The following is a 26,976-nucleotide window of genomic DNA, read 5'->3' on the forward strand; positions in this document are numbered from 1 at the left end:
ACCTCCGTGGGAACGGGCCCTTCGTGCGTGCTACCGGCGGTCTCGACGACCTCGACGACTACGCGTCGAAGACCTCCGCCACCAGCTGTGCCTGCTCGGCCTGGTGCCGCTTGGCGGAGCCGACCGCCGGCGACGAGCCGTGCGGCCGCGAGATGCGGCGCAGGCGCTCGCCGTGCGGGACATCCGCACCGACGGCCAGGTCCAGGGCGTCGATCAGGTTGAGACCGAGGAACGGCCAGGCACCCTGGTTCGCCGGCTCCTCCTGGGCCCACAGGTACTTCTCGGCGTTCGGGAACTTGGCGATCTCCGCCTGGAGCTCCTTGCCGGGCAGCGGGTAGAGCCGCTCGAGACGCACGATCGCGGTGTCGTGCGCGCCGCGCTTCTCCCGCTCCGCCTCCAGGTCGTAGTAGACCTTGCCGGAGCAGAAGACGACCTTGCGGACGTCCTCGGGCCTGACCGTCGAGTCGCCGATGACGGGCCGGAAGCCGCCCGTGGTGAACTCCTCCGTCTTCGACGCCGCCGCCTTCAGACGCAGCATCGACTTCGGGGTGAAGACGACCAGCGGCTTGTGGTGCGGGTTGTGGACCTGCCAGCGCAGCAGGTGGAAGTAGTTCGACGGGAGCGTCGGCATGGCGACCGTCATATTGTTCTGCGCGCACAGCTGGAGGAAGCGCTCGATCCGGGCCGAGGAGTGGTCCGGGCCCTGGCCCTCGTAGCCGTGCGGCAGGAGCAGGGTGACGCCGGAGGTCTGGCCCCACTTCTGCTCCGCCGAGGAGATGAACTCGTCCACGATGGTCTGCGCGCCGTTGACGAAGTCACCGAACTGCGCCTCCCACATGACCAGCGCCTCGGGGCGGGCCAGGGAGTAGCCGTACTCGAAGCCCATGGCCGCGTACTCGCTCAGCAGCGAGTCGTAGATGTTGTAGCGGGCCTGGTCCTCGGAGAGGTAGAGCAGCGGCGTGTAGTCCTCGCCGGTCTCGCGGTCGATGAGCACCGCGTGCCGCTGGCCGAAGGTGCCGCGGCGGGAGTCCTGGCCGGCGAGCCGGACCGGGGTGCCCTCCATCAGCAGCGAGCCGATGGCGAGGGTCTCGCCCATGCCCCAGTCGACCGTGTCGTCCTCCACCTGGGCCGCGCGGCGCTGCAGCTGGGGCAGCAGACGCGGGTGGACGGTGACCCGCTCGGGGATGTTGACCTGGGACTCGGCGATCCGCTTGACGACCTCCTGGGAGATCGCGGTGTCCACGAAGACCGGGAACTCGGCCTTGGGCTGCGGGACCTCGGGGACCGTCGGCGCCGTGGTGGCGTCGCGGACCTCGGTGAAGACCTTCTCCAGCTGGCCCTGGAAGTCCTGGAGCGCCTGCTCCGCCTCTTCGAGGGTGATGTCGCCCCGGCCGATCAGCGACTCGGTGTAGAGCTTGCGCACCGAGCGCTTCTTGTCGATCAGGTCGTACATCAGCGGCTGGGTGAAGGCCGGGTTGTCCGACTCGTTGTGGCCGCGGCGGCGGTAGCAGATCAGGTCGATGACCACGTCCTTGTTGAACGCCTGGCGGAACTCGAAGGCCAGACGGGCAACGCGGACGACGGCCTCGGGGTCGTCACCGTTCACATGGAAGATCGGCGCCTCGATCATGCGGGCCACGTCGGTGGCGTACATGGACGAGCGCGACGACTCCGGGGCGGCGGTGAAGCCGACCTGGTTGTTGATGACCACGTGCACCGTGCCGCCGGTGCGGTAGCCGCGCAGCTGCGACATGTTCAGCGTCTCGGCGACCACACCCTGGCCGGCGAACGCCGCGTCACCGTGCAGCTGGATCGGCAGGACCGTGAAGTCCGTGCCGCCCTTGCCGATGATGTCCTGCTTGGCGCGCGCGATGCCCTCGACGATCGGGTCGACGGCCTCCAGGTGGGAGGGGTTCGCGGCCAGCGAGACGGTGATCTGCTCGCCGTCCAGACCGGTGAAGGTGCCCTCGGCGCCCAGGTGGTACTTCACATCGCCGGAGCCGTGCATCGACTTCGGGTCGAGGTTGCCCTCGAACTCGCGGAAGATCTGCGCGTAGGACTTGCCGACGATGTTGGCGAGGACGTTCAGGCGGCCGCGGTGGGCCATGCCGATGACGACCTCGTCCAGGCGCGACTCGGCCGCGGAGTCGATGACCGCGTCCAGCAGCGGGATGACGGACTCGCCGCCCTCCAGCGAGAAGCGCTTCTGGCCGACGTACTTGGTCTGCAGGAACGTCTCGAACGCCTCGGCGGAGTTCAGGCGGCGCAGGATGCGCAGCTGCTCGTCGCGCTCGGGCGACTTGTGGGTGCGCTCGACGCGGTCCTGGATCCACTTGCGCTGCTTGGGGTCCTGGATGTGCATGAACTCGATGCCGGTGGTGCGGCAGTACGAGTCGCGCAGCACGCCCAGGATGTCGCGCAGCTTCATCATGGACTTGCCGGAGAAGCCGCCGACCGCGAACTCGCGCTCCAGGTCCCACAGGGTGAGGCCGTGCTCGATGATGTCGAGGTCGGGGTGCTTGCGCTGGTGGTACTCCAGCGGGTCGGTGTCGGCCATGACGTGGCCGCGGACCCGGTAGGAGTGGATCAGGTCGAAGACCCGGGCGGCCTTGGTGACGTCGTCGTCGTGGGAGACGTCGATGTCCCGCAGCCAGCGGACCGGCTCGTAGGGAATCCGCAGCGACTTGAAGATGTCGTCGAAGAAGTCGTTCTCGCCGAGCAGCAGCTGGCTCATCACGCGCAGGAACTCGCCGGAGGCGGCGCCCTGGATCACGCGGTGGTCATACGTGCTGGTCAGTGTCATGACCTTGGCGATGCCCATCTTGTTCAGGGCATCCTGCGAGGTGCCCTGGAACTCGGCGGGGTAATCCATCGCGCCGACGCCCATGATCATGGACTGACCGGGCATCAGGCGGGGCACGGAGTGGACGGTGCCGATGCCGCCCGGGTTCGTCAGCGACGCGGTGACCCCGGTGAAGTCGTCCATCGTCAGCTTGTTGTCGCGGGCCCGGCGGACGATGTCCTCGTAGGCCTGCCAGAACTCGAAGAAGGTGAGCGTCTCGGCCTTCTTGATGGCCGCGACGACCAGCTGGCGGTCGCCGTTCGGCTTCACCAGGTCGATGGCCAGACCGAGGTTGACGTGCTCGGGCCGCACCAGCGTCGGCTTGCCGTCCTTCACTGCGAAGGAGCAGTTCATCGACGGCATGGCCTTGAGGGCCTGCACCATCGCGTACCCGATCAGGTGCGTGAAGGAGACCTTCCCGCCACGGGCGCGCTTGAGGTGGTTGTTGATGACGATGCGGTTGTCGAAGAGCAGCTTCACCGGGACGGCGCGGACGGACGTGGCCGTCGGCAGCTCCAGGGAGGCGTTCATGTTCTTCGCAACGGCGGCGGCCGGGCCGCGCAGGGTGACGAACTCGGGGCCGCCCTCGGGGGCCTCTTCCGTCTTCTTGGCCGCGGTCTTGGCGGCCGGCTTCACCGCCGGCTTGGCCGGGGCGGCGGCGGGTGCCGCTGGTGCCTTGGCGGCGGCCGGAGCGGCCGGGGTCACCGGCTTCTCGGCGGGGGCCGCGGGCACGGCGGGCGCCGACGGGGCCGCGGCCCGGGCGGCCGGCTGCGCCGGCGCAGCGGAAGGCAACGCCTCCGGCTCGGCCCGCCCGGCGTCGGGTGCCGCGCCGGGCTTGTAGTCGGCGAAGAAGTCCCACCAGGCTCGGTCTACCGAGTTCGGGTCCTGGAGGTACTGCTGGTAGATCTCGTCGACGAGCCACTCGTTCGGACCGAAAGCGGCAGCAGGGTTCTTGCCCTGCCCCGCTTGGTCACTCGAGATGCTCGCACTGTTGGGGGACTGTAGCGACACGGCGGCAACCGCCCTCTTCCGCTTCCTAAAGGTGGTGGACAGCGGGAATAAAGGCTACGCCTGTTGTGACCTTTGGTGCAGTCCGGGAGGGCTACTCGTCGCGCACGTCACATTCCCCGACGGGTTTCAGCGCATGACTTGGCGGGAAACACACGAAGTTTGCCCGCGTGCGGGTAGGGCTCACCGCCGTCGCACCCCTGGAAAGTGTCCGGAAATGAGCCCGGAACGTGTGCGTCCACCAGCGACCCTACGTCAGCGGCCGCCGCCGGACGTCAGCCGCGGGCCGAATCCAGCCCCGGAAGGGTGACCCGGATCCGGCAGCCCCGTGGGGATTCGGCCACCCCGATCCGCCCGCCGTGCAGATCCACCGCCCAGCGCGCGATGGCCAGGCCCAGCCCCGTACCGCCGTCGGTCCCCGGCCCGGACGGCGCCGGGCCGCCCCGGTTGAACCGCTCGAAGACCCGGTAGCGCTCGGACGCGGGGATTCCGGGGCCCTCGTCCTGCACGTCCAGCTCCAGGCTCTCCGGCCCCTCGCCGCGCCGGGCGTGCACGGTGACCCGGCCGTGCCGCGGGCTGTGCTTGATCGCGTTGTCGATGAGATTGGCGACGACCTGGTGGAGCCGCTCGGCATCCGCGTGCGCGGTCAGCTCCGGCGGCGAGACATCGAGGTGCAGATGGACGTCCGTTCGGGTGTGGGTGCCGGATCCGGCAACCCCCGACAGGGTCGAGGCGCCCCGGCTCATATTGGCCTCCTTGAGCACCCCGGACAGATACGGCCACACCTCGAAGCGCCGGGCGTGCAGCGGCACCACACCGTTGTCCAGCCGCGACAGGTCCAGCAGGTGCTCGACCAGCCGGCCCAGCCGCTCGGTCTGCTTCAGCGCCGTACGCATCGTCTCCGGATCCGGCTCGCAGACCCCGTCGACGACGTTCTCCAGCACCGCCCGCAGCGCCGCGATGGGCGTGCGCAGCTCGTGGGAGACATTGGCGACCAGTTCCTTGCGGTGGGTGTCCACCGCCTCCAGGTCGGCCGCCATGCGGTTGAAGGCCTCCGCCAGGTCCCCGAACTCGTCCCGGCGCCCGGAGCGCACCCGCCGCGAGTAGTCACCGTGCGCCATCGACCGGGTGACATCCGTCATCTCGCCGAGCGGCGCCGTCAGGCTGTTCGCCACGAACTGGGTGATCAGCAGCGACGCGATGATCGAGAAGACCGTGATCACCCGCAGCTCGGTCGCCGAGGCGATCGCCACGAACACCAGCAGCGTCGTGATGATCACCGAGACGATGACCAGCGCACCGAGCGCCGCCTTGACGGAGCGGTAGGGATCCAGCGGCCGCAGCCCCTCCCAGATCCGCTCCCACAGGCCCAGCGTGGGGACCCGCCACTGCCGGCGCCGCATCATGCGGCCGGGGTCTCCAGGGCGTAGCCGACGCCGTGGACCGTACGGATGCGCTCGGCACCGATCTTGCGGCGCAGGGCCTTGATGTGGCTGTCGACCGTACGGGTCCCCGACGCGTCCGCCCAGTCCCACACCTCGGCGAGCAGCTGCTCACGGGAGAGCACCGCCCGCGGGGTGTTCGCCAGGCAGACCAGCAGATCGAACTCGGTCGGCGTCAGATGGACGTCCGCGCCGCGCACCCGCACCCGGCGCTGCGCGTGGTCGACCTCCAGCTCGCCGAGGCGCAGGATCCCGCTGCGCGGCGTATGGGCGGCCAGCGCGGCCCGCTCCACCCGGCGCAGCAGGACATGCACCCGCGCCGCCAGCTCCCGCATCGAGAACGGCTTGGTCATGTAGTCGTCGGCGCCGACCCCGAGCCCGACCAGCATGTCGGTCTCGTCGTCGCGCGCGGTGAGCATCATCACCGGCACCGGCCGCTGGGCCTGGACCCGGCGGCACACCTCCAGGCCGTCGAAGCCCGGCAGCATCACATCGAGGACCAGCAGATCGGGCTGCCAGGCCTCGGCGGTCTCCACCGCGGCCGGGCCGTCGGTGGCCGTCTGCACCTGGAATCCCTCGGCGCGCAGCCGGGCCGCGATGGCCTCGACGATCGTCGGGTCGTCCTCCACGACCAGCACCCGGCGCTGGGCGCCCGGCGTGGCCGCGGCGGTGCCGCCCTGGCTTGTCTGAGTCTGGTCCATCGCCCGCCCCTGCATTGCCCCTGCGTGGTCGCGTCTTGCTAGGGCAGCAGCGTAAAGCCATGCCGTGACTGTCGGCTACGCGCCCTTGCGCGCAAGATGCACCACGTCAGGGACACCTCGGACAACCGGGATTTCTTCCGTACGCACCCCATGGAAACCGGCATTCCGTAGCGCCTGCTCGAAGGCGGACGACGGCTGCGCGGACCAGACGGCGAGCACTCCGCCCGGCGTCAGCCGGTCCCGGCAGGCGGCGAGACCGGCGGGGGAGTAGAGGCCGGTGTTGTCGTCGGTGACGGTCCAGTCGGGGCCGTTGTCGATGTCCAGGCAGAGGGCATCGAACGCCGTCCCGTGCCCGCCGTCGCGCAGGTGGGCCACGAGGTCGGTGTGCAGGATCTCGGTACGGGGATCGGCCAGCGCGGGCGCCGAGACGGCCGACAGGGGGCCCGTACGGTGCCAGTCGATGACCGCCTCCTCGCGCTCGGCGACGGCGATCCGGCCCCACCGCGGCTCGGCCGCCGCCCGCGCCAGCGAGAAGCCGACGCCCAGGCCGCCGATCAGGACGGCGGGCCGCGGGCGGCCGGCCGGCAGGGCGTCCAGTGCGGCGTCCATCAGCAGCCGCTCGGAGCGGCCGTCGGAGGTGTCCATCAGGAAGCAGCCGTTGGCGATGATCTCGTAGATCACGGGGGCTCCAGGGGCTCCAGGAGCCGCTCCGGGGGTCCCGCCCCGCTGCCGCAGCACCACCTCGCCGTACGGGCCCTCACGGCGGTCGAGGGTGCGCGGTGCCTGCTGATCGAACGGGGCGTCGGCCGTCGGGTGCAGCGGAGAAACGGGAGCCATGCGGGCCATCCTGGGCGATGGCGCCGACGGCGGTCCATCCCGATTCGGAGCCGGATCCACCGCGCCCCCTCCCCGACGTGGGATATCTCATAAAGGTTGCTCGACGTGATGCATTTCACGTCCACAGCTCACTCATGGGTTGAGCGTGCAGGGTGGTCGCCAACGTGGTGGAGGACGGAAGGGGGCTCGTGGCATGAGCTGGGTGGAGACCGCCGACGGCACGCCGGCCGAGGCCGCGCGGGCGGGCACCCTCGCGGGGATTCCGCGGCAGCGCGGGGGCCCTGCGGCGCCCCGGGACCCCGCGCCCGGAACCTGCGCCCGCCGTCCCCGTATCCCCCCGCGGCCCTGGCGCCTGCTCCCCACCCCCGCCGGCACCCCCTTCACCTTCGGCTACGCCGCCCTCCTCACCGCCACCTCACTCTTCGCCGCACACGCCGACCCCGCCCTGGTCTCCGAAGCGCTCCGCGGCTCCAGCACCGACATCGTCCACCTGGCGCAGGCCCCCCTCCTGGTGCTCGTCGCCTCCGCCCTGTGGATCGCGGGGGGCCTGACCTCCGGCTACGCCCTCGCCTTCCTCTTCACCCTCACCGCCCTGGAGCGGCGCATCGGCGGACTGCGCACCGCCGCGGTCTTCTTCGGCGGCCATGCGCTGGCCACCCTCGCCACCGAACTCCCCGTCGGCCTCTCGGTCGCCGTGGGCCGACTGCCCGACAGCTCCCTCCAGCGCCTCGACTACGGCATCAGCTTCGGCGTGATGACCTGCATCGGAGCCCTCGCCGGCCTGCTCCCGGCCTGGTGCCGGCTGCCCCTGCTGGCCGGCGCCGGCTATGTGACCGTCACCAGCCTGATCGCCTACACCGACCCGATGACCGACTGGGGCCATCTGCTCTCGCTCGCCCTCGGCCTGGCGAGCGGGCCCCTGCTGCGCCGGTGGCGGAGGAGCGGCCCCGCCCCGTCGGTGGCCCGTCCGCGCGCCGGGTCCGCGGCTCAGCCGAGCCAGATCAGCACCGCGTCCCCCTCGTCCGCCGCCGCCCGCAGGAACAGGCGCAGCCGCTCGTAGTGCCCGGCCACGTAGTCCAGGGGCTCGCCGCGCTCCCAGACGATGACCGGATAGACCTCCGCCGCGGCGAGCTCGGCCGGGGCGACGCCGGACGTCAGGCCCTCGCCGGACGTCCCGGCCATGGCCCCGGCGGCGGTGCGTACCTGCTCGGGAGTGAGGTAGCGGGGCGGGCCGTAGCCCCAGTCCTCGGCGTCCGCGATGGCCTCCTCGCCGTGGACGACGTCCACCGGGAAGCCCGTACGGCGCAGCAGGAAGCCCAGGGCGTCCCAGGCCTTGTCGATGTCCAGGCACCGCGCCCGACCGGGCTCGGTCCCCGCGTCGGCCTCCGCCTCCATCCGGCCGGTGACCAGCTTCAGGGCCCACTCCGGATCACCGGTCGCCCGGTCGAGTTCGGCGGCCGTGACACGTGCGTACTCTCCGATCATGCTCATGTTCCGGAGCCTAGGACCGGCCACTGACAACGCCGGGGGCGTGGCGCGCCCCTGACCGTGCGTACGGAATCCATTCCGGCCGGACAGCCTCCCGGGCCTGGGACAATGGAGCCGCACGCGCACCCGGCGAACCGCGCTCCCCGGCCCGCCGGTGCCCATGTCATCCACTGCCCATGTCACCCATACAAGGAGCCGGCCCGCCTTGTCCCGCGCCCAGGAACACCCGACTCCCGACCCCGCCGCGCTCTCCCTCACCCTGCGGTCCGACTGCGGCAGTTGCTTCGGGCTGTGCTGCGTTGCGCTGCCGTTCGCGGCCTCGGCGGACTTCGCGGTCGACAAGGAGGCCGGGCGGCCCTGCCGCAACCTGCAGACGGACTTCCGCTGCGGGATCCACACCGATCTGCGGCAGCGCGGCTTCTCCGGGTGCACCGTCTTCGACTGTTTCGGGGCCGGCCAGAAGATCTCCCAGGTCACCTTCGGCGGCCAGGACTGGCGGCAGGCGCCGGGCACCGCGCGCGAGATGTTCGACGCGTTCCCCGTCATGAGGCAGCTGCACGAGCTGCTGTGGTACCTGGCCGAGGCGCTGACCCTGCCCGGCGCCCGGCCCGTCCACGCCGGCCTGCGCCGTGCCCTCGCCGCCACCGAGTGCCTCACCGAGGGCACCGCCCAGGAGCTGATCGCGCTCGATGTGCCCGCGCACCGGGGCGAGGTCAATGCGCTGCTGCTGCGGACGAGCGAACTCGTACGGGCCAGGGTGCCGGGCAAGAAGAAGGACCGGCGTGGCGCGGACCTCATCGGGGCGCGGCTGAAGGGAGCCGATCTGCGGGGTGCCAACCTCCGTGGGGCCTGTCTGATCGCCGCCGACCTCAAGGGCGCCGACCTGCGCTCGGCCGACCTGATCGGCGCCGACCTCCGGGATGCCGACCTCACCGCCGCCGACCTCACCGACAGCATCTTCCTGACCCAGTCCCAGCTCAACGCGGCCAGGGGGGACGCGGCCACGAAGGTGCCGGGCGGGCTGAGCCGGCCCGGACACTGGTAGCCCGGCGGGTTGATGACCTGCGCCGCGACGTCGGCCGATGGCCGCGTGCAGCCGGCCCGGCCGCCGGGCGCGGTCGATCGCTGACAGCGAACGGACGGCGGGGAACATCTCCACCCTCCCCGGCATTGAGTGAGTAAAGCTCAACTTGCTTGCCGAAGGGGAGATCATGGCATCGACGTCCACATCGCTCACTCTGCCCGTGCTGCCCCTCGATGACGAGGTCGTACTGCCGGGCATGGTGGTGCCCCTGGACCTGTCCGACGCGGAGGTGCGGGCGGCCGTGGAGGCCGCGCAGGCCGCCGCCTCCTCGGGTAACAAGCCGCAGGTGCTGCTTGTGCCCCGCGTTGACGGGAATTACGCGGGGATCGGCACGCTCGGCAGGATCGAGCAGGTCGGGCGGCTGTCCGACGGCGACCCCGGCGCGCTGATCCGGGGGCTCGGCCGGGTGCGGATCGGTTCCGGCACGACCGGGCCCGGTGCGGCGCTGTGGGTGGAGGGGGCCACCGTCGTGGAAGAGGTGTCCTCCCCGCTGCCCGGAGCGGTCGCCGAACTCGTCACCGAATACAAGGCACTGGCCACCAACTGGCTGAAGAAGCGCGGCGCCTGGCAGGTCGTGGACCGCGTGCAGGGCATCGACGACGTCTCCACGCTCGCCGACAACTCGGGCTACCTGCCGTTCCTGACCAGCGAACAGAAGGTCCAGCTGCTGGAGACCGCCGACCCGGTCGCCCGGCTGAAGGCCGCCACCGACATCCTCCGCGGGCATCTCGCCGAGCAGGATGTCGCCGAGTCCATCGCCAAGGACGTCCAGGAGGGCGTCGACAAGCAGCAGCGGGAATTCCTGCTGCGGCGGCAGATGGAGGCGGTACGCAAGGAGCTCGCCGGGCTGAACGGCGATCCCGAGGACGAGGGCGACGACTACCGTGCCCGCGTCGAGGCCGCCGAGCTGCCCGAGGACGTCCGCAAGGCCGCCCTCAAGGAGGTCGACAAGCTGGAGCGGGCCAGCGACCAGAGCCCCGAGGGGTCATGGATCCGCACCTGGCTGGACACGGTCCTGGAACTGCCCTGGAACGAACGGACCGAGGACGCCTACGACATCGCCGGCGCCAAGGACGTCCTGGACGCGGACCACTCCGGACTGGAGGACGTCAAGGAGCGGATCACCGAATACCTGGCGGTCAGGAAGCGGCGGGCCGAGCGCGGTCTCGGACTGGTCGGCGGCCGCCGGGGCGGAGCCGTGCTCGCTCTCGTCGGCCCGCCCGGCGTGGGCAAGACCTCGCTCGGGGAGTCCGTCGCCCGTGCCATGGGCCGGAAGTTCGTCCGGGTCGCCCTCGGCGGCGTCCGCGACGAGGCGGAGATCCGCGGTCACCGCCGTACCTACGTCGGTGCGCTGCCCGGCCGGATCGTCCGCGCCGTCAAGGAGGCCGGTTCCATGAACCCGGTCGTCCTCCTCGACGAGATCGACAAGGTGGGCTCCGACTTCCGGGGCGACCCGGCCGCCGCCCTCCTGGAGGTCCTGGACCCGGCGCAGAACCACACCTTCCGCGACCACTATCTGGAGGTCGAACTCGACCTCAGCGATGTGGTCTTCCTGGCCACCGCCAACGTCCTCGAAGCCATCCCCGAGCCGCTGCTCGACCGGATGGAGCTGGTCCGGCTGGACGGCTACACCGAGGACGAAAAGGTCGTCATCGCCCGGGACCACCTGCTGCCGCGTCAGCTGGAGCGGGCGGGCCTGGAGCCCGGCGAGGTGACCTTCGCCGACGAGGCGCTGCGCAGACTGGCGGGCGAGTACACCCGCGAGGCGGGCGTACGGAACCTGGAGCGGGCGGTCGCCAGGCTGCTGCGCAAGGTGGCGGCCCAGCACGAACTGGGCGAGCGGGAACTGCCGTTCACCGTCGGGGCGGACCAGCTGCGTCCGCTGATCGGGCGGCCGCATCACACCCCGGAGTCGGCGCAGGACCCGGCCGAGCGGCGGACGGCGGTGCCCGGCGTGGTCACCGGCCTCGCGGTCACCGGCGCCGGCGGCGATGTGCTCTACGTCGAGGCGTCGCTCGCCGATCCGGAGACCGGCGCGTCCGGCCTCCAGCTCACCGGCCAGCTCGGCGACGTCATGAAGGAGTCGGCGCACATCGCGCTCTCCTTCCTGCGCTCGCACGGTGCGGAGCTGGAGCTTCCGGTCGGCGATCTGAAGGAGCGCGGGGTGCATCTGCACGTACCGGCCGGCGCCGTCCCCAAGGACGGGCCGAGTGCGGGCGTGACGATGACGACCGCGCTGGCCTCGCTGCTGTCGGGCCGCCAGGTCCGGCCGGATGTGGCGATGACGGGTGAGGTCTCGCTGACGGGCCGCGTGCTGCCCATCGGCGGCGTCAAGCAGAAGCTGCTGGCCGCGCACCGGGCCGGGATCACCACGGTGGTCATCCCCAAGCGCAATGAGCCGGACCTGGACGACGTACCGGCCTCGATCCTCGAGGACCTCGAGGTGCACCCGGTCTCGGACGTCCGCCAGGTACTGGAGCTGGCACTGATACCGGCCTCGAACGGCGCCGTGCCGGAGGTGCCGGTCGCGGCGTGAGGACCGCGCCGTGAAGACCGCGGCACGACGGCGTAGGCCGGCCCGTCCCTCCCACCGGGGACGGGCCGGCCGTCAGGGGCGGCTCAGCCGTTGGCGAGGGCCTTGAGCCGGTCCATCGAGCCGTTGAAGCGGTTGTGGTCACCGACCGTCGCACCGCTGGAGGTGTACTGCCAGATCGTGTGGAAACCCCAGCCGGCCGGGAGTTCGCCGACCGAGGAGCCGTACCGCGGGACCCACAGCGGGTTGATGGAGCCGAAGGCGGACGAATTGCCGGTGCACTGCTTCCACCAGCCGGTGGAGGTGTAGAGGACGGCATCCCGGCCGGTGCGCGCCTTGTAGGTCGCGAACCAGTCCTTCATCCAGTTGACCAGCCCCGCCGCGCTCAGCCCGTAACAGGTCGAGCCGTAGGGGTTGTACTCCATGTCGAGCGCCCCGGGCAGCGTCTTGCCGTCCTTGGACCAGCCGCCGCCGTGGTCGGCGAAGTACCTGGCCTGGGCGGCTCCGCTGGAGGTGTTGGGGGTGGCGAAGTGGTACGCGCCACGGATCATCCCCGCCGTGTAGGAGCCGTTGTACTGCTGCGCGAAGTACGGGTTGGTGTAGCCGGTGGACTCGGTCGCCTTGACATAAGCGAACCGGACGCCGCTGTTCCAGAGCGTCGACCAGGCCACATTGCCGTTGTGGCTGCTGACGTCCACGCCCTCGACGGACGCCGCCAACGAGGACGACGGCGGTGCGATACGGGCCGCGGTCCCCTCGTGCCGGGCGATCTGGGAACCGGCCCAGTCCTGGCCGGGGTGGGTGGGTTCCGGCGCGCGTTGCGGGGCCGCGCCAACCGCGGTGCCGGGCAGGCCCAGGAGGAGGGAGAGGGTTGCGATGAGGATTCCGGCCGCGGTCGCCAGGGAGCGCGGGCGGCGGTGGGGGGAGCCGGATCTGCGCACGGGCATACGTGCCTCCGTAGATCTCGAGGATCTCGGTGAGTGACCTGAGGGGGGAGGTCCGGGGACCTGAGGGGGGTTGGTCCGGGGTCCTGAGGGGGTGGTTCGGGGGGATCGGTCGGCATGACCTCGTACTCACGTACGTACCTGCTTGTCTGCCTACCCACTTACGTACCCACTTGGTATGGCCATGCCACAAATGACGGTACGCGCGTAGACCGATGGGGCAAAAGAGGGGGACGGGGCTGCCGTTGGTCTAATCCTGCGAAATACTGGCCCAGCTGCGGCTTCGGCCGCGGGTGACGGAAACTTTCAGGGCAGGGAAAGCGGGAAAGGGCGCTGACGTGCACAACACCGGAGCCGACGGTATGACGGCGGACGGCGAACCACCTGGTGTGGACCACGTATTCCTCGCCCTGGAGCGTGAGCTGACGGTATTTCTCCGCCGTGCCCGTGCCTCTTCGGGCGAATTGGCCCGCGAGGTCCATCCCGACCTGGAATCGGCCGCCTACGGCCTGCTCGTCCGGCTGGCCGACGCCGGCGCCCAGCGTGCCACCGAACTCGCCGCCTTCTTCGGCGTCGGCAAGGCCACCATGAGCCGCCAGCTGCACGCCCTGGAAAAGCTCGGCCTCGTCGCCCGCGAACCGGACCCCGCCGACGGCCGGGCCGTTCTCGTACGCCTCACCGACGAGGGCCGCGCCCGGTTCACCCGCGTCCGCACCGCCCGCCGCGCCCGATACGCCCTGCGCCTCGCCTCCTGGGACCGCACCGAGGTGTCCGAACTCGCCCGCCTCCTGCACCGCCTGAACGAGGGCGCGGAGGGGTAGGGCCTGTCCGATGGGTCAGGGCCGGAATGGCCCTGGGTCCCAGGCCGCACGCTGTGGTGGCCCGCACCCCGCCACCCCGCACAACAGGCGTCGTCCCGCTCCTCTTTTGTCACGGCATCACAAAAATCACCGAGGCGTCGTCCCGTGCCTTGCCCCGCAGATGGACCCGGCACTCAGGGTCGGCCGCCTCCGCCGCGCGGACCCGGTCGATCAGGGGCTGCGGGCCGTGCCGTGAAACCAGGTCCGCGCACTGGGCCCAGGTGCCTTCGCGGAAGACCTCGACCCAGCGGCCCGCGCCGTCGGTCAGTGCGGTCAGGGAGCGGACCTCGGAGCGCGGGGTGCTGCCGGTGACCGCGCGGGCGGCCACCGCAGGGTCCGCGGCGGCGGTGAAGAAGCCGCCCTCGGCGTTGCGCAGCGACTCGACGGTCCGGGCGTACTCCCGGCCCGCGGCGACGCGTTCGGCCGAGCCGCGGGGGAGTGCCCGTACGGTGTCGCGCTGGGCGCGGACGGCGGGGGGAAGTTCGTCGAGCCGGGAGTCCAGCACCGGTTGTACCGATCCGTCCGGGTGCTCCAGAAGGAGCACGGAATCGGACAGGACGAGGTGCTCGACGGTGTCCCCGGACCACCGTGCGGCGACGACCGTTGCCTGCGGAGTGCGGACGTGAGAAAGGTCACACGAGGCCCGGTGGACGCCAGCCGTACGGGAGATGGCCGCGGCGAGTGCCTCAGTGAGCGTCATGTCCCGGTGCGAACCCGACAGTTCGAGCATTGCTCCCCCGAGCCGCGCGGTGAACCAGGGCACGGAGTGGCGGCAGCCGTAGTCGCCCTCCGGCGGCGTCACACCGTCCAGGAGCACGAGGACTCCGCCCTGGCCAAGGGCAGGCAGGGCGACCGATGCGTAGTCCTCGTTTGGGCGTTGGGGATCACCGGGGTCGGTGGCGAGTTCGATGCGCATACGTAAAAGTCTGCCGGAGGCGGCGGATCCGGCACGCTCGCCGGGCGGTCGCGGGGGCGATCGCGTACGGGCAGGTCAGCCGCGTACGGAAGGTACGGACCCCCGGAGCCGGGCGCATGCGGGCGGGCATCCTTCCAGGACCGGGTCGCAACTCCAAACCCGTCTCAGGATTGCCCTCGGTTGCAGCCGCAACTACCGGTGCACGGAAGTTGATGGTCAAACTCCGATTGATGTTCACTCCTTCCGGTGGCCGGGCAGGTGTTGCCGAGCCACTGCGCGGCGCCGGTGGAATGGTCGTTGCCCGGATCATGGGCGGGCCAGGACGTCCGTCGCGACGCGCGGAGCCGGGCTGTTTTTCCTTCGCGGAAGTGTGCACTGCTGCGGTTTTCGCGCAGGCCCCCTCCGCGGGCGGAGAGCAAGCCGGGTCGGCGCCGCCACACGGCGTGCGCAGGCGAGACAAGAATGCGAGCAGCGGTGCGGATGAAGCGGCTTCGGGGCGGCGCAGGGAAGCCGGGATCACCGGCCGGTTCGGTCTCGGGACCGGGCACGGGCTCGGATCCGGGCACGACGGGCAGCGGTGAGAGCCGTACGGGACGGCGTCCCGCGCGGGTGCGTAACCGACTTGTCGGGGCCGTCGCGGTGGTGGCCGCGGCCGTCCTGGGGGCCGGTGCCCCCGCCATCGCCACCGCGGCCGACAACGCCCAGACCTCCCAGCAGCTGGTCGACCTGGCCGAGCTGAACGCGCGCGCCATCGCGCTCGCGCACTCCCTCGCCGACGAGCGCGATGTGATGACCGCGTACGTGGCCGCCGGGCGGGGCACCCACCGCGGCACCACCAACGGTGCCCCCAGCGCCACCCGCACCACCACCGGCACCCCCCGTGCCAACGCCGCCGGCCCGGAGTCCGCCTCCCAGCGCGACCGGGTGGACCGCCGGATCAGGGAGTTGCGCCAGGAGGCCAACGACGCCTCCGGGGCCACCAAGGTCTTCGCCGCCGCCGACAAGCTCCTGGCCGGGCTCCAGCAGACCCGCCACCAGGCGCTGACCGGGCCCGGCACGCCCGAGGAGACGTACGCCGCGTACACCGAGGTCGTCCAGGCGCTCGGCGCGATCAGCGACGACATCGCCCGCGGCCTGCCCGCCCGCGCGGACTCCGCGGACGCCGACACCCGCGCGCTGCCCGAACTCGGCCGCGCCGCCGACCAGGCCGCCGGCACCCGCGGCCTGCTGCTCGCCGCCCTCGGCGCGGGCGGCCCGCAGCCCCGGCTGACCGCCGCCGCCCAGGTGGCGCATCAGCGCGAACAGGGCGCCCTGGGCGACTTCGCCCAGCTGGCGAGCAACGGCGCCCGGGAGCACTACGACCGCACCGTGAACGGCGGCGATGTCACCACCGCCGAGCGCTATCTGGCCCACCTCACCGACCAGCCCCGCCTGGACGCCGCCGATCTGCGGCTGAACCGTCAGCGCGTGCAGTCCACGCTCACCGCCCGGACCGGGCTGATGCGCGGCGTCGAGTCCGCAATGGCCACCGCCGACATCGAGCGGCTCGGCACCCTGCGCGACGACGATGTGACGGACCTGGAGATCCGTATCGGGCTGGAGGGGCTGTGCCTGCTGCTGGCCGTGGGCGCCGGCATCTGGGCCGCGCGCACCATGACCCAGCCGCTGGCCGCGTTGCGGCTCGGCGCCAAGCGGGTCGCCGAGGACCCCGGCAACGAAGAGCCCATCACCTACAAGGGCCGCGACGACGAATTCGCCGCCGCCGTACGGTCCGTCAACGCGCTGCACACCCAGGTCAGCGAGCTGGCGAAGAAGAACGAGGAACTGACGGGTGAGCGCAAGCGGCTGGTCGGCGGCCGCCAGCGGCTGGTCGCCGAGCGCGAGGTCCTCCAGGAGCAGGCCGCGGCGCACAAGGCGGAGATCGCCGACCTCAACGAGCGGCTGGCCGCGCTCCGCTCCGGCGTACACGGACGGTTCGTCAGCCTCTCGCTGCGCACCCTGGGCCTGGTAGAACGCCAGCTCGGCGTCATCGAGTCGCTGGAGGAGAGCGAGCAGGACCCGGAGCGCCTGGAGACCCTCTTCAAGCTGGACCACTTCGCCGCGCGGATGCGCCGCAACAGCGAGAACCTCCTGGTCCTGGCGGGCGCCGAACAGCACGGCAACAGCCACCCGGGCCCGGTACCGCTGCTGGATGTGCTGCGCGCCGCGATCAGCGAGATCGAGCGGTACGAGCGGGTGCGCATCCAGTCGCTGCCGCCGCACTCCCAGGTCGCCGGCTTCGCCGCGGACGACCTCAGCCACCTGGTCGCCGAACTCCTGGAGAACGCCACCGCGTTCTCGCCGCCGGACGCCCATGTCGAGCTGTCCGGCTGGCTGCTGGAGAGCGGTGAGGTCATGCTCTCCGTCCAGGACGAGGGCATAGGGATGACGGCCGACCGGATGGCGGAGCTCAACGAGCGCCTCTCCGACGTCGAGGCGGCCTCGTCCTCCGAGACCATCGACGAGGCGCTGGGACTCGGGCTGTACGTGGTGGTGCGGCTGGCCGCCCGGCACGGCGTACGGGTCCAGCTGCGCGACCAGAAGCAGGGCGGGGTCACCGCCGTCGTCGTCCTGCCCAAGTCGATCCTGCCCACCCGCCCGGCGCCACCCGGTGCCGCGCCGGCCACGGTGCCGCAGGACCTGGCGCACACCCCGAGCCTGCCCGGCTCGGTCGCCGAGGCGAACTCCAACGCGCTGCCGACACGGGTGGCGCGGACGCGGACGGCGGCGGAGACGGCGGCGACGGAAGAGACGGCGGAGGCGGAAGAGGCGGACGGCCCGGTGAACGCCGAGGCCGACCCGCTGGTGGCCGCCGCCGAGCGGGCCGCCGACGCGGCCGACGCCGAACCCGACGCCGAACCCGGCACCGCGGACGAGGCGACGGCCGAACCGCAGGAGCCCGCCGACCGGCCGGCCGCCGCCGAGGACGACCCGTACGCCATCGGCCCGGACGAGCACACGAGCCCGGCCGAGACCGCCGAGCCCGCCGAGGCCGAAGCGCCCGTCGAGGGCGACAACCCCTCCGAGGCCGCCGAGCCCGCCGCGACCGCCGAGCCCGCCGAGGCCGACAAGCCCGCCGAGCCCGACGTCACCGAGCCGGCCGCCGAAGAACCGCGCCGCACCGCCCTCGGCCTCCCCAAGCGCACCCCCAAGATCGTGGCGCAGCAGCAGGCGCCCGCCGCGCCGCGCAAGAGCCACGCGGCCGGCGCCGAGGCGCTGCGCCGCCGGCTCGGCGGGTTCCAGCAGGGGGCGCAGGACGGCCGCCGCGAGATCGAGGCCGAGATCGCGGAACGTACAGCGGAACAGCACATCCCACAGACGGAGACCGACGGAGCGGGGGCCCCGGGACAGAGTCAACTTGTCGAGGAGGCACGCGATTGAACGCGCAAGCGCCCACCGGTACGCAAGCGTCCACCAGTTACGGACGCGGACTGAGCAGTCAGGCCAGAAATCTGCACTGGCTGCTGACAAACCTGGTCGACGAGGTGCCGGGCATCCGCTCGGTCGCGGTGGTCTCCTCCGACGGACTGCTGCTGCTCGCCTCCGACCCGGGCCTCGCAGACGAGGCAGGCCCCGGCAACAACGCCACCAACGCCACCAACGGCCCCAAGGGCTCGAGCGCCGACCTGGCCACCATCGTCTCCGGGGTCGGCAGCCTCACCAAAGGTGCGGCGAAGCTGATGGACGGCGGCGACGTCAAGCAGACGATGGTCGCGATGGACGAGGGCAGCCTGTTCGTCATGTCGATCAGTGACGGCTCGCTGCTCGGCGTACATGCCACCCCCGACTGCGACATGAGCGTCATCGCCTACCACATGGCGCTTTTCGTCGGCCGGGCCGGCCATGTCCTGACCCCCGAACTCCGCACCGAACTGCGTCAGTCGATGGAGAACGCCAGTGAGTGATTCCCCCGAGCTCCCCATACGTGGCGGGGACAAGAAACCCGCGCGCGTGCGACCGTACTCGCTCACCGGCGGCCGGACGCGGTTCGGCCATGTCCTGCTCGTCGAGACGTTCGTGGCCGCACTGGAGGCCCCCGAGGAGCGGCGCGAGCTGACCTCCGGTGGCTGGGGCGACCGGGTGATGCCGGAGATGCGCGCGATCGTCGAGCTGTGCCGCCGGATGCGGTCCGTCGCCGAGATCGCCGCGCTGCTCAGGATGCCGCTGGGCGTGGTCCGCGTCCTGCTCAGCGATCTCGCCGACCAGGGAAAGATCCGCGTCTACGGCACCGGGCACGGCACCGGCCGCCCGAACCGCGCGCTGCTCGAAAGGGTGCTCGGTGGACTTCACAGGCTCTGACGCGATATCGGACGGGCCGACGACGACCGGCGCTTCCGTGGGAGAGGCCGCCGGCGCGGGGCCGCAGAGCTGGCAGACGGACCGTACGCGGGCGCCGATCGCCACCAAGATCGTGGTGGCGGGCGGCTTCGGCGTGGGCAAGACCACCTTCGTCGGCTCGGTCTCGGAGATCACCCCGCTCCAGACCGAAGCGGTGATGACGCAGGCCAGCGCGGACACCGACGATCTGACCGCCACCCCGGAGAAGACCACGACCACGGTCGCGATGGACTTCGGGCGGATCACCCTCGACCAGGACCTGGTGCTCTACCTGTTCGGCACGCCCGGGCAGCAGCGCTTCTGGTTCATGTGGGACGACCTGGTGCGCGGCGCGATCGGCGCGGTCGTGATGGCCGACACCCGGCGGCTGGAGGACTCCTTCCCGGCGCTGGACTACTTCGAGAGCTGCGGCCTGCCGTATGTCGTGGCCGTCAACCACTTCGAGGGCACCCGGTCCTACGCCGCGGACGACGTCCGCGAGGCGCTGACCGTGCCCGAGCACATACCGGTCGTGATCATGGACGCGCGGGAGCGGACCACCGTGGTCCAGTCGCTGCTGGCGCTGGTTGCCCACGCGCTGGAGACCGCCCCCGGATAGGCCGCGCCGAGCAGCCTGCCCACCCATCTCACTCCCCAGCAGTAACAGAGAAGAGCACCGCCATGCGGAAGATACTCATCGTCGGAGCCGGCCAGTCCGGTCTCCAGCTGGCCCTCGGCCTCCAGTCCCGGGGCTACGAGGTCACCCTCATGTCCAACCGCACCGCCGACGAGATCCGCTCCGGCCGGGTCATGTCGACGCAGTGCATGTTCGACACCGCCCTCCAGAACGAGCGCGATCTCCAGATCAACTTCTGGGAGAACCAGGCCCCGCGCATCGAGGGCCTCGGCGTCTCGGTCGCCGCTCCCGGCAGCCACGAGGGGCCCGACGGCTCGCAGCGCGCCATCGACTGGGTCGGCAGGCTCGACGGCCACGCCCAGTCCGTGGACCAGCGGGTCAAGATGGCCGGCTGGATGGAGACCTTCGCGCAGCGCGGCGGCCAGCTCGTCATCCATGGCGCGGCCGTCTCCGACCTGGACTTCTTCGCCAGCCGCTACGACCTGACGCTGGTCTCGGCCGGCAAGGGCGAGCTGGTGTCCATGTTCGGCCGGGACGCGTCCCGTTCGCCGTACGACGCTCCGCAGCGCGCACTGGCCGTCGCCTACGTCCAGGGCATGGGCCCGCGCCCCGAGCACCCCGAGTTCGAGGCGGTCCGCTGCAACCTGGTGCCCGGCGTCGGCGAGCTCTTCATCATGCCCACCCTCACCACCTCCGGCCGCGCCGACATCCTCTTCTGGGAGGGCATCCCCGGCGGCCCGCTGGACGTCTTCCAGTCCGTCAAGGACCCGGCCGAGCACCTGGCCACCACGCTGGACCTGATGAAGACGTTCCTGCCCTGGGAGTACGCGCGCTGCGCCAAGGTGGAGCTGACCGACGCCAACGGCACGCTGGCCGGCCGCTACGCCCCGACCGTTCGCCACCCGATCGGCAGGCTGCCCTCCGGCGGCCGGGTCCTCGGCGTCGCGGACGTGGTCGTCGCCAACGACCCGATCACCGGCCAGGGCTCCAACTCGGCCTCCAAGTGCGCCGCTTCCTACCTCGCCTCCATCGTCGAGCGCGGCGAGGAGGCGTTCGACGAGGACTGGATGCAGGCCACCTTCGACCGCTACTGGAACACCGCCCAGCACGTCACCAAGTGGACCAACGCGATGCTGGCGCCGCCGCCGGAGCACGTCCTGAACATCATCGGCGCGGCCGGCCAGAGCCGGACGATCGCCGACCGCTTCGCCAACGGCTTCGACGACCCGTCCGACTTCGAGAACTTCCTCTACGACCCGGACAAGGCGAACGCCTACCTCGCCTCGCTCAGCGGCTGAACCGGTTCACCGGCTGAACCGGTTCACCGGTTCGCCACTCTCCCGGCCGGCGGACGCCTCCATACGGTCCGCCGGCCGGGTTCCTTGCGTTCAGGCTTCCGCCGGCACGTCTCGCCGCACGCCGTCGGTCGCCTGAGTCTCCAGCCGCCCCAGTTCCGCGAGCTGCTCCGGGGAGAGCCCGGCCAGCAGGGTCTCGACCTCCCTGAGCTTCCCCGCCGCCGTCTCGCGCTGATAGCGCGCCCGGTCGGTGAGCGCCTGCTGTTTGTCCATCGCGGCCTGGGCCCGGAGGGCCAGCGCGGTGGCCTTCTTCTCGCTGCTGGTGAACCGGGCCACCGTGGCACGCTGGTCCCGCGCCGCCGCCCTGAGCAAGTGCCGGGTGTCCATGGCCTGCTGGGGGTCCTTGGCCAGCAGCACCCGCAGATACGACGAGGCCGGCGACCCCGACATCTGGTACTGCAACCGCGCCAGCCGCCCCGCGTCGGCCCGCCCGCCGGCCAGCTGCGCACGGGCCCGCGCCAGCTGGGAGACGAGGCCGTCGTACTCCCGCCGCGCCGCCCCGAGGTCGGCCTCGGTCGCACGGTAGGCCCTGGTGGACTCCGCGGACTCCCGGTGGAGGGTCTGCAGCTTCTGGAGGAGGACGGCCGGGCTGTGGCCGGCGGTGGCGGGGGAGGGGCCGGCGGATCCGGCGGGCCCGGTGTCGGAGGGCTCGTCCGTACCGTCCGTACCGCCCATGCCGCCGGTATCGCCCGTGCTGCCCGTCCCGTCCGGCATGCCGTCCGGCCCGTCGGGGTCACCGTCCAGGCCCTCGGTGACCCGCCCCAGCTCGCCCTCGCCGGTGTCCGGGATCCAGGTGTCCGAGGTCCCCGGGTCCGACGTCCCGGTGTCCGTGGCCTCGGGGGTCGGCCTGCCGTTCGGGGGCCGGCTGCCGCGGGGCCCGCCGCCCGGCGGCCCGCTCGCCGGCTGCCCGGTGTCCGACGGTTCGGTGTCCGACGGTTTGGTGTCCTCCCACCCCGCGGACCCCCGGCCCCCGGACGCCGGCCCGCCGGGCGTCGACTCCGCGGGCGCCGGGTCCGGCCCCGGATCGGCCAGGACCGACGAGGGCAGCGTCAGGGCCACCGTGCCGAGGACCGCCAAGGTGCAGGCCCAGGGCAGAAAACGTCGTGGCACACGTCGGGACGACACCGGTCCACCTCCGCCGGAAGCTCCGAGCGCCCGGATGGTCCGGGCGATTCGGATGCTGTCACGACAGTCGTACATTTCGGACGAGCGGGCGTCGGTGGCGCCGCCCGTCCACCCGATCAGCCGCCGGAGCCGGTGCGCCGGAACAGGCGCCGCAGCGTGCGGGGGCCGCCCGCCTCCCCCTCGGGGTCGTACTCGTACTTCCAGCCGCTCGGCAGCCCCAGCCGGCCCACCCGCCCCGGGACCCGCCGGTAGACATGCACCGTCGGCGGCCGCCCGTCGTCGTTCGGCACCGGGATCTCATAGCTCTTCGGCGGCTGGCCGGTCGCGCCGACCAGTACCGGCAGGACCCGGCCGTCCAGTGGCCCGCCGACGAAGGGGGTGTTCTCGCTTCTCACCCCCTCAGTGTCACACCTGTGACGAAGAGCGGCAGGTCACAGAAGGTGTGCAGCGTCATGTGCGACGGGCAGTATGCGCCGGGCCAGATCGCCGACCGGCCCCGCGGCGGTCTCCAGGGCGAGCGCCGCCCGGGTCACCCGCGCGGTCTGCTCGTCGCGCGCCGCGGTCGCGGTCAGCAGCGCGACGAAGTGGTCGACCAGCCAGTCACGCAGCTCGTCCAGGCCCGGCTGCTTGTCCTCGTCCAGCCAGATCAGCGAGGCGGCCTCGACGGCGGTGATCCACATCCGGACGGTCATCCGCAGCCGCAGGCCCGGCTCCGGCTCGCCCAGGTGCCGCAGGATCTGGTCGGCCGCGGCGCGCCGCACCTCGTCCACGATCGCGGTCGTACGGGAGGTCTCGACGACGCTGCCGCCCTGGAGCAGCGCGCTGAACCCGGCGTCGTGCTCGTCGACGAACGCGAGATAGCGGTCCAGGGCGCGGGAGAGCCGCTGGGTGAGCGGGCCGGTCTCCGGCTCGGCGAAGCACCGCTCCAGGACGTCGGCGGCGCTGCGCAGGGCGGCCTCGTACAACTGCTGCTTGCCGCCCGGGAAGTAGCGGTAGACGAGCGGCCGCGAGACCTCGGCGGCGGACGCGACATCGTCCAGCGAGACGTCCTCGGGCGCGCGCTGCGCGAACAGGCCCAGTGCGGCGGCGAGCAGTTGGGTGCGGCGCTGCTCGACACTCAGCCTGCGGTAGGCGGGTCGGGGTACTGCTGGGGCGGTGCCGCTGCCGTTCATGAGCAGCAGCGTAACCGCCCCGGATTTCGCCTCGTACAGGTGCTCGTGCCGTGCGCGGCCCATACGGGCGCTTCAAGCCAGTAGACCCGAGCTCCGCCACAACCGGCGCCCCACGCCCCGCAGTACGCCGATCTCGTCGAGGAAATCGGTCAGCCGCTGGGCGCCGGACTGCATCACCTCGCGGCGGTGGCCGCTGGCCTTGACCTGGGCGATTGCCTCGCGCCGGTCCAGTCCGACGTTGGTGTAGACCTCGGGGTTGACGAAGGCGAGGGAGAAGACCCGGGCCGCCTCGCCGGAGCTGATCCGGGTCAACTCCCGCTCCCAGCGCGGCGCGGTGACCATCTGGCGGCGCAGCTCCTCGCGGGCGTACCGGACATGCCGGGCCTCCTCGACGACATGGATGCGGGTCACCCCGCGCACGATGGTCTGCACCCGCTCGTCCGGGAACGTCAGCCGCTGCATCCAGTCCAGGATCTCCTCGCCGAGCAGGGTGCAGGCGAAGGAGCCGGGGGTGGTGGAGACCGTCTTGAGGATCCGGGCGAGGTTGTGGTTGAGGCGCGAGACCGGGTACGAGGGCGCGCCGCCCCGCTGGATCATCCGCGCGAACATCTTGGAGTGCCGGCACTCATCGGCGATCTCGGTGAGGGCATAGCGGACATGTGCGCTGGTCACCGGCTTGTCGTAGATGTGCCTCACGAGCAGCTGCATCAGGATGATCTCGAACCAGATGCCCAGCGAGGCGAGCGAGGCGGCCTCGTGCCGGGAGAGGTCCTGCTGCTGCTCCAGCGACATCTTCTTCCACAGCGGGGTGCCGTAGAGCGAGACCAGCTCCGGCGGCCAGAACCACTTGCCCTCTTCGAGGGGCGCGTCCCAGTCGAGTTCGGTGTCGGGGTCGAAGGAGTGCTTGGCGGAGGAGTCGAGCAGGCGCTCGGCGACCTGTTCGCGGTCCTTGAGCAGCCCGAGGGCGTCCCGCAGGACGTTGGTATCCGTCACGGTCATTGCGGTCGGCGCGCTCGTCATCGGTGGCTGCCTCACTCACGGAGTTACCGGTGGTCACATCGGATCGCCTCTTATGAGACTGCGCGTCAGCAAGCTCGTCAATCCCCCGTGCACGACTTATTGACCCGCCGGTAAGAAACGTGTGAGCCTGCCAACGACCGCCCGTCCCGGGGCGTTTGAGAAGCGTGTGGCGAGCGCTTCGGTGACTGCTCCGGTGACTTTTCGGGTGCGTGTTCCGGTAAGTGCTTTTGGTGCGCAGGCAGCGAATTCCGTGAACCGAGGAGGCGTCGGTGTCGACCCGCGATCTTTACGTACAGGACCCAGGCGACCCCCTGTGGAAGGTGCCCGCCGCCGGGGCGGCCCGCTTCAGCTGGGAGTACGACGACGGCCGCGACCGGCTGCTCGCCCTCTACCAGAAGGGCAAGGACAAGCAGTGGGACGCCGCTCTGCGCATCGACTGGGACCTCGAGGTCGACCCCAAGGACCCGCTCGGCACCCCCGATGAGTCGATGTCCCTCTACGGCACCAAGTACTGGGACAAGATGACGGAAAAGGATCGCGGCGATCTCCGTCAGCACTACACCTCCTGGCAGTTCAGCCAGTTCCTGCACGGCGAGCAGGGCGCGATGGTGTGCGCCGCCCGGATCGTGGAGTCCGTCCCGGACCTCGACGCGAAGTTCTACTCCGCCACCCAGACCATGGACGAGGCCCGGCACGCGGAGATCTACAGCCGCTTCCTCAAGGACAAGATCGGGATGCTCTACCCGATCAACGACAACCTCCAGTCGCTCCTCGGCGACACCCTCAGGGACTCCCGCTGGGACATGCCCTACCTGGGCATGCAGGTGCTGATCGAGGGCCTGGCGCTGGCCGCCTTCGGCATGATCCGCGACACCACCACCAAGCCGCTGCCCAAGCAGATCCTCGCCTACGTCATGCAGGACGAGGCCCGCCATGTCGCCTTCGGCCGGATGGCGCTGCGCGACCACTACAAGCAGCTCACCGACGCCGAACGGCGCGAGCGCGAGGACTTCGTCATCGAGGGCTGCTATCTGATGCGCGACCGGCTGCGCGGCCTGGAGGTGCTGGAGAACTTCGGCATACCCACGGCGGAGGCCGCCGAGTTCACCGAGCAGTCCGAATTCCTGCACCTCTTCCGCAAGCTGCTCTTCAGCCGGATAGTGCCGTGTGTGAAGGACATCGGCCTGTGGGGCGAACGCCTCCAGCGCGCCTACGTGGACATGGGCGTCTTCGAGATGGGCGACTCCAACCTGGACCTGCTGATGGCCCAGGACGAGGAACTGGCCGAGAAGCTGGACGCGGATCGCTTCGCCGCCGAGGAGGAGGCCCGTACGGCCGAGGTGGCCGAGGCGATCGCGCAGGGGGCGGCGGAGGGCTGAGCGCGCGGGCCGCGGCAATCCCCGGCCGTCGGTCCCCCCGGCGTGGCAGGATCCCCGTATGGATGACCTCCCCCAAGCCCGTCGACAAGCTCCGAGCAGGGGGCGCCCCCATCAGGCCGCCGCGTACGCCGCCATCGACGGGCTGGCGTTCGGCGATGCCTTCGGGGAACGGTTCTTCTCGCTGTTCCGGCCCGAGGCCGAGGCCCGCCGGCTGATCGCGGAGCGCACCGCGCCGCCGGATCCGCACTGGCACTGGACGGATGACACCGCCATGGCGCTGGACCTCCTCGCCGTACTGGAGGCACACGGCGAAGTGCGCTCGCGGGCGCTCGCCGAGCAGTTCGCCGCCCGCTACCAGGCCGACCCCGGCCGCGGCTACGGCCCCGGTATGCACGCCCTGCTGCCCCGCGTCGCCGCCGCCCCCGACGAGTGGCAGGCGCTGGCCACCGCCCTCTTCGGCGGCGAGGGCAGCTTCGGCAACGGCGCCGCCATGCGGGTCGCGCCGCTCGGCGCCTGGTTCCACGACGACCTCGACCGCGCCGCCGAACAGGCCGCGCGCTCCGCCGCCGTCACCCACGCCCACCCCCAGGGCGTCGCGGGCGCGGTGGCGGTGGCCGTGGCGGCCGCCCTCTCGGCCCGCGGCGAGGCCCCGGCGCCCGCCGCGGTCGCCGCCCGCACCCCCGACGGCGCGGTACGCCAGGGCCTGCTGCGCGCCGCCGAACTGCCGCCGGACACCGACCCCGCAGCCGCCGCGGAGACCCTCGGCAGCGGCCGCCGCGTCCGCGCCGACGACACCGTCCCGTACGCACTGTGGTGCGCCGCCCGGCACCCCGACGACCTGGAATCCGCCCTCTGGGCCACCGCCGCCGGCCTGGGCGATGTGGACACCACCTGCGCCATCGCGGGCGGAGTGGTGGCGGCCCGTACCGGAACGGATGCGCTGCCCGACGCCTGGGCACAACGCCGGGAAGCGCTCCCCCTGTGGGCCCTCGGCTAGGCCCTGTCGTCAAACTCCCGCCTGCCTCGCGACGCCTGCCTCGCGACGCCTGGCACGCGCGCTCGCTGCGTTGTCGGGCTCATCCCGGTACGCCCAGTACCGGGATGAGCCTCCGCCTTGCGATCGCACGCACCAGACGCCGCGAGGCCCGCCCTCCGGGCGAACGACGGGAGTTTGACGACAGGGCCTAGAAGACCGGTGAAGATCTTGTTGGGGGGCTGGTCGGCCGTAGGCCGGGCAGCCCCTTGTGGTTATGCGCCGGCCGGGGCGAGTGTCCAGG

Annotated in this window: 22 protein-coding genes; 11 read left to right on the forward strand and 11 right to left on the reverse strand. The window is 71.6% G+C overall.

Annotated elements, in window-relative coordinates; translation table 11 throughout:
- Positions 1-58: 58 nt before the first annotated feature.
- The 4 genes from AB0D04_RS03830 to AB0D04_RS03845 form a co-directional block, all read right to left on the reverse strand.
- Complete coding sequence (locus AB0D04_RS03830; RefSeq protein WP_362699037.1) at positions 59-3,853, reverse strand: multifunctional oxoglutarate decarboxylase/oxoglutarate dehydrogenase thiamine pyrophosphate-binding subunit/dihydrolipoyllysine-residue succinyltransferase subunit; 3,795 nt, start codon at positions 3,851-3,853, stop codon at positions 59-61.
- A gap of 272 nt (positions 3,854-4,125) precedes the next feature.
- Positions 4,126-5,256 carry an ATP-binding protein gene (locus AB0D04_RS03835; RefSeq protein WP_362699039.1) on the reverse strand — a complete coding sequence of 377 codons (1,131 nt, stop codon included), beginning with the start codon at positions 5,254-5,256 and terminating at the stop codon, positions 4,126-4,128.
- Entirely contained in the window at positions 5,253-5,993 is a 741-nt protein-coding gene (locus AB0D04_RS03840; protein WP_362699041.1) for a response regulator transcription factor, read from the reverse strand. Before AB0D04_RS03840 ends, AB0D04_RS03835 begins: the two co-directional genes overlap by 4 nt.
- A gap of 75 nt (positions 5,994-6,068) precedes the next feature.
- A complete protein-coding gene (locus AB0D04_RS03845) occupies positions 6,069-6,830 on the reverse strand; it encodes a spermidine synthase (RefSeq protein ID WP_362699043.1) in 762 nt (253 codons plus the stop codon).
- 193 nt (positions 6,831-7,023) lie between these two features.
- On the opposite strand from AB0D04_RS03845, the gene AB0D04_RS03850 reads away from it, so the two are divergent.
- Positions 7,024-7,890, forward strand: coding sequence for a rhomboid-like protein (locus tag AB0D04_RS03850; RefSeq protein WP_362699045.1), 867 nt, complete (start codon positions 7,024-7,026; stop codon positions 7,888-7,890).
- Here AB0D04_RS03850 and AB0D04_RS03855 read toward each other — a convergent pair.
- Entirely contained in the window at positions 7,818-8,321 is a 504-nt protein-coding gene (locus AB0D04_RS03855) for a YfbM family protein (protein WP_362699047.1), read from the reverse strand. The two genes, AB0D04_RS03850 and AB0D04_RS03855, sit on opposite strands and share 73 nt — an antisense overlap.
- Positions 8,322-8,523: 202 nt before the next feature.
- Here AB0D04_RS03855 and AB0D04_RS03860 point away from each other — a divergent pair, with 202 nt between their 5' ends.
- Positions 8,524-9,363 carry a pentapeptide repeat-containing protein gene (locus AB0D04_RS03860; protein ID WP_362699049.1) on the forward strand — a complete coding sequence of 280 codons (840 nt, stop codon included), beginning with the start codon at positions 8,524-8,526 and terminating at the stop codon, positions 9,361-9,363.
- Between the two features lie 166 nt (positions 9,364-9,529).
- Entirely contained in the window at positions 9,530-11,938 is a 2,409-nt protein-coding gene (lon, locus tag AB0D04_RS03865; RefSeq protein WP_362699051.1) for an endopeptidase La, read from the forward strand.
- Between the two features lie 83 nt (positions 11,939-12,021).
- Here lon and AB0D04_RS03870 read toward each other — a convergent pair whose 3' ends face one another.
- Positions 12,022-12,882 carry a lysozyme gene (locus AB0D04_RS03870; protein WP_362699053.1) on the reverse strand — a complete coding sequence of 287 codons (861 nt, stop codon included), beginning with the start codon at positions 12,880-12,882 and terminating at the stop codon, positions 12,022-12,024.
- A 359-nt stretch (positions 12,883-13,241) separates the two neighbouring features.
- Here AB0D04_RS03870 and AB0D04_RS03875 point away from each other — a divergent pair, with 359 nt between their 5' ends.
- Entirely contained in the window at positions 13,242-13,700 is a 459-nt protein-coding gene (locus AB0D04_RS03875; RefSeq protein ID WP_362699108.1) for a MarR family transcriptional regulator, read from the forward strand.
- 109 nt (positions 13,701-13,809) lie between these two features.
- On the opposite strand, the gene AB0D04_RS03880 is transcribed toward AB0D04_RS03875, so the two are convergent.
- Positions 13,810-14,655, reverse strand: a complete 846-nt coding sequence (locus tag AB0D04_RS03880) for a protein phosphatase 2C domain-containing protein (RefSeq protein ID WP_362699055.1) — start codon at positions 14,653-14,655, stop codon at positions 13,810-13,812.
- Positions 14,656-15,264: 609 nt separating this feature from the next.
- Here AB0D04_RS03880 and AB0D04_RS03885 point away from each other — a divergent pair.
- The 5 genes from AB0D04_RS03885 to AB0D04_RS03905 all read left to right on the forward strand — a co-directional run bounded on the left by AB0D04_RS03885 (position 15,265) and on the right by AB0D04_RS03905 (position 20,946).
- Positions 15,265-18,075: a nitrate- and nitrite sensing domain-containing protein gene (locus AB0D04_RS03885; protein ID WP_362699057.1), complete on the forward strand. Its 2,811-nt coding sequence runs from the start codon at positions 15,265-15,267 to the stop codon at positions 18,073-18,075.
- Positions 18,072-18,599, forward strand: coding sequence for a roadblock/LC7 domain-containing protein (locus tag AB0D04_RS03890; protein ID WP_362699058.1), 528 nt, complete (start codon positions 18,072-18,074; stop codon positions 18,597-18,599). Before AB0D04_RS03885 ends, AB0D04_RS03890 begins: the two co-directional genes overlap by 4 nt.
- Positions 18,592-18,993, forward strand: coding sequence for a DUF742 domain-containing protein (locus AB0D04_RS03895; RefSeq protein ID WP_362699060.1), 402 nt, complete (start codon positions 18,592-18,594; stop codon positions 18,991-18,993). The genes AB0D04_RS03890 and AB0D04_RS03895 overlap by 8 nt, the downstream gene beginning before the upstream one ends.
- A 37-nt stretch (positions 18,994-19,030) precedes the next feature.
- Complete coding sequence (locus tag AB0D04_RS03900; RefSeq protein WP_362699110.1) at positions 19,031-19,630, forward strand: ATP/GTP-binding protein; 600 nt, start codon at positions 19,031-19,033, stop codon at positions 19,628-19,630.
- Between the two features lie 62 nt (positions 19,631-19,692).
- A complete protein-coding gene (locus AB0D04_RS03905; RefSeq protein ID WP_362699062.1) occupies positions 19,693-20,946 on the forward strand; it encodes a styrene monooxygenase/indole monooxygenase family protein in 1,254 nt (417 codons plus the stop codon).
- 90 nt (positions 20,947-21,036) lie between these two features.
- Here AB0D04_RS03905 and AB0D04_RS03910 read toward each other — a convergent pair whose 3' ends face one another.
- The 4 genes from AB0D04_RS03910 to AB0D04_RS03925 form a co-directional block, all read right to left on the reverse strand.
- Positions 21,037-22,113 carry a hypothetical protein gene (locus tag AB0D04_RS03910; protein ID WP_362699064.1) on the reverse strand — a complete coding sequence of 359 codons (1,077 nt, stop codon included), beginning with the start codon at positions 22,111-22,113 and terminating at the stop codon, positions 21,037-21,039.
- A 131-nt stretch (positions 22,114-22,244) separates the two neighbouring features.
- On the reverse strand, positions 22,245-22,523 hold the full coding sequence (locus AB0D04_RS03915; protein ID WP_362699066.1) for a hypothetical protein: 279 nt from the start codon (positions 22,521-22,523) through the stop codon (positions 22,245-22,247).
- 36 nt (positions 22,524-22,559) lie between these two features.
- A complete protein-coding gene (locus AB0D04_RS03920; RefSeq protein WP_362699068.1) occupies positions 22,560-23,300 on the reverse strand; it encodes a TetR/AcrR family transcriptional regulator in 741 nt (246 codons plus the stop codon).
- Positions 23,301-23,372: 72 nt separating this feature from the next.
- Positions 23,373-24,320: a diiron oxygenase gene (locus tag AB0D04_RS03925; protein ID WP_362699070.1), complete on the reverse strand. Its 948-nt coding sequence runs from the start codon at positions 24,318-24,320 to the stop codon at positions 23,373-23,375.
- Positions 24,321-24,589: 269 nt separating this feature from the next.
- Here AB0D04_RS03925 and AB0D04_RS03930 point away from each other — a divergent pair, with 269 nt between their 5' ends.
- Both AB0D04_RS03930 and AB0D04_RS03935 read left to right on the forward strand, forming a co-directional pair.
- Complete coding sequence (locus tag AB0D04_RS03930; protein WP_362699072.1) at positions 24,590-25,699, forward strand: ferritin-like domain-containing protein; 1,110 nt, start codon at positions 24,590-24,592, stop codon at positions 25,697-25,699.
- Positions 25,700-25,757: 58 nt separating this feature from the next.
- Positions 25,758-26,696 (forward strand): ADP-ribosylglycohydrolase family protein, encoded by a 939-nt coding sequence (locus AB0D04_RS03935; protein ID WP_362699074.1) that lies wholly within the window; start codon positions 25,758-25,760, stop codon positions 26,694-26,696.
- The last annotated feature ends 280 nt before the right edge of the window (positions 26,697-26,976 follow it).

Origin of the sequence: Streptomyces sp. NPDC048483 (assembly GCF_040651455.1) — a bacterium.
Lineage (GTDB): Bacteria > Actinomycetota > Actinomycetes > Streptomycetales > Streptomycetaceae > Streptomyces.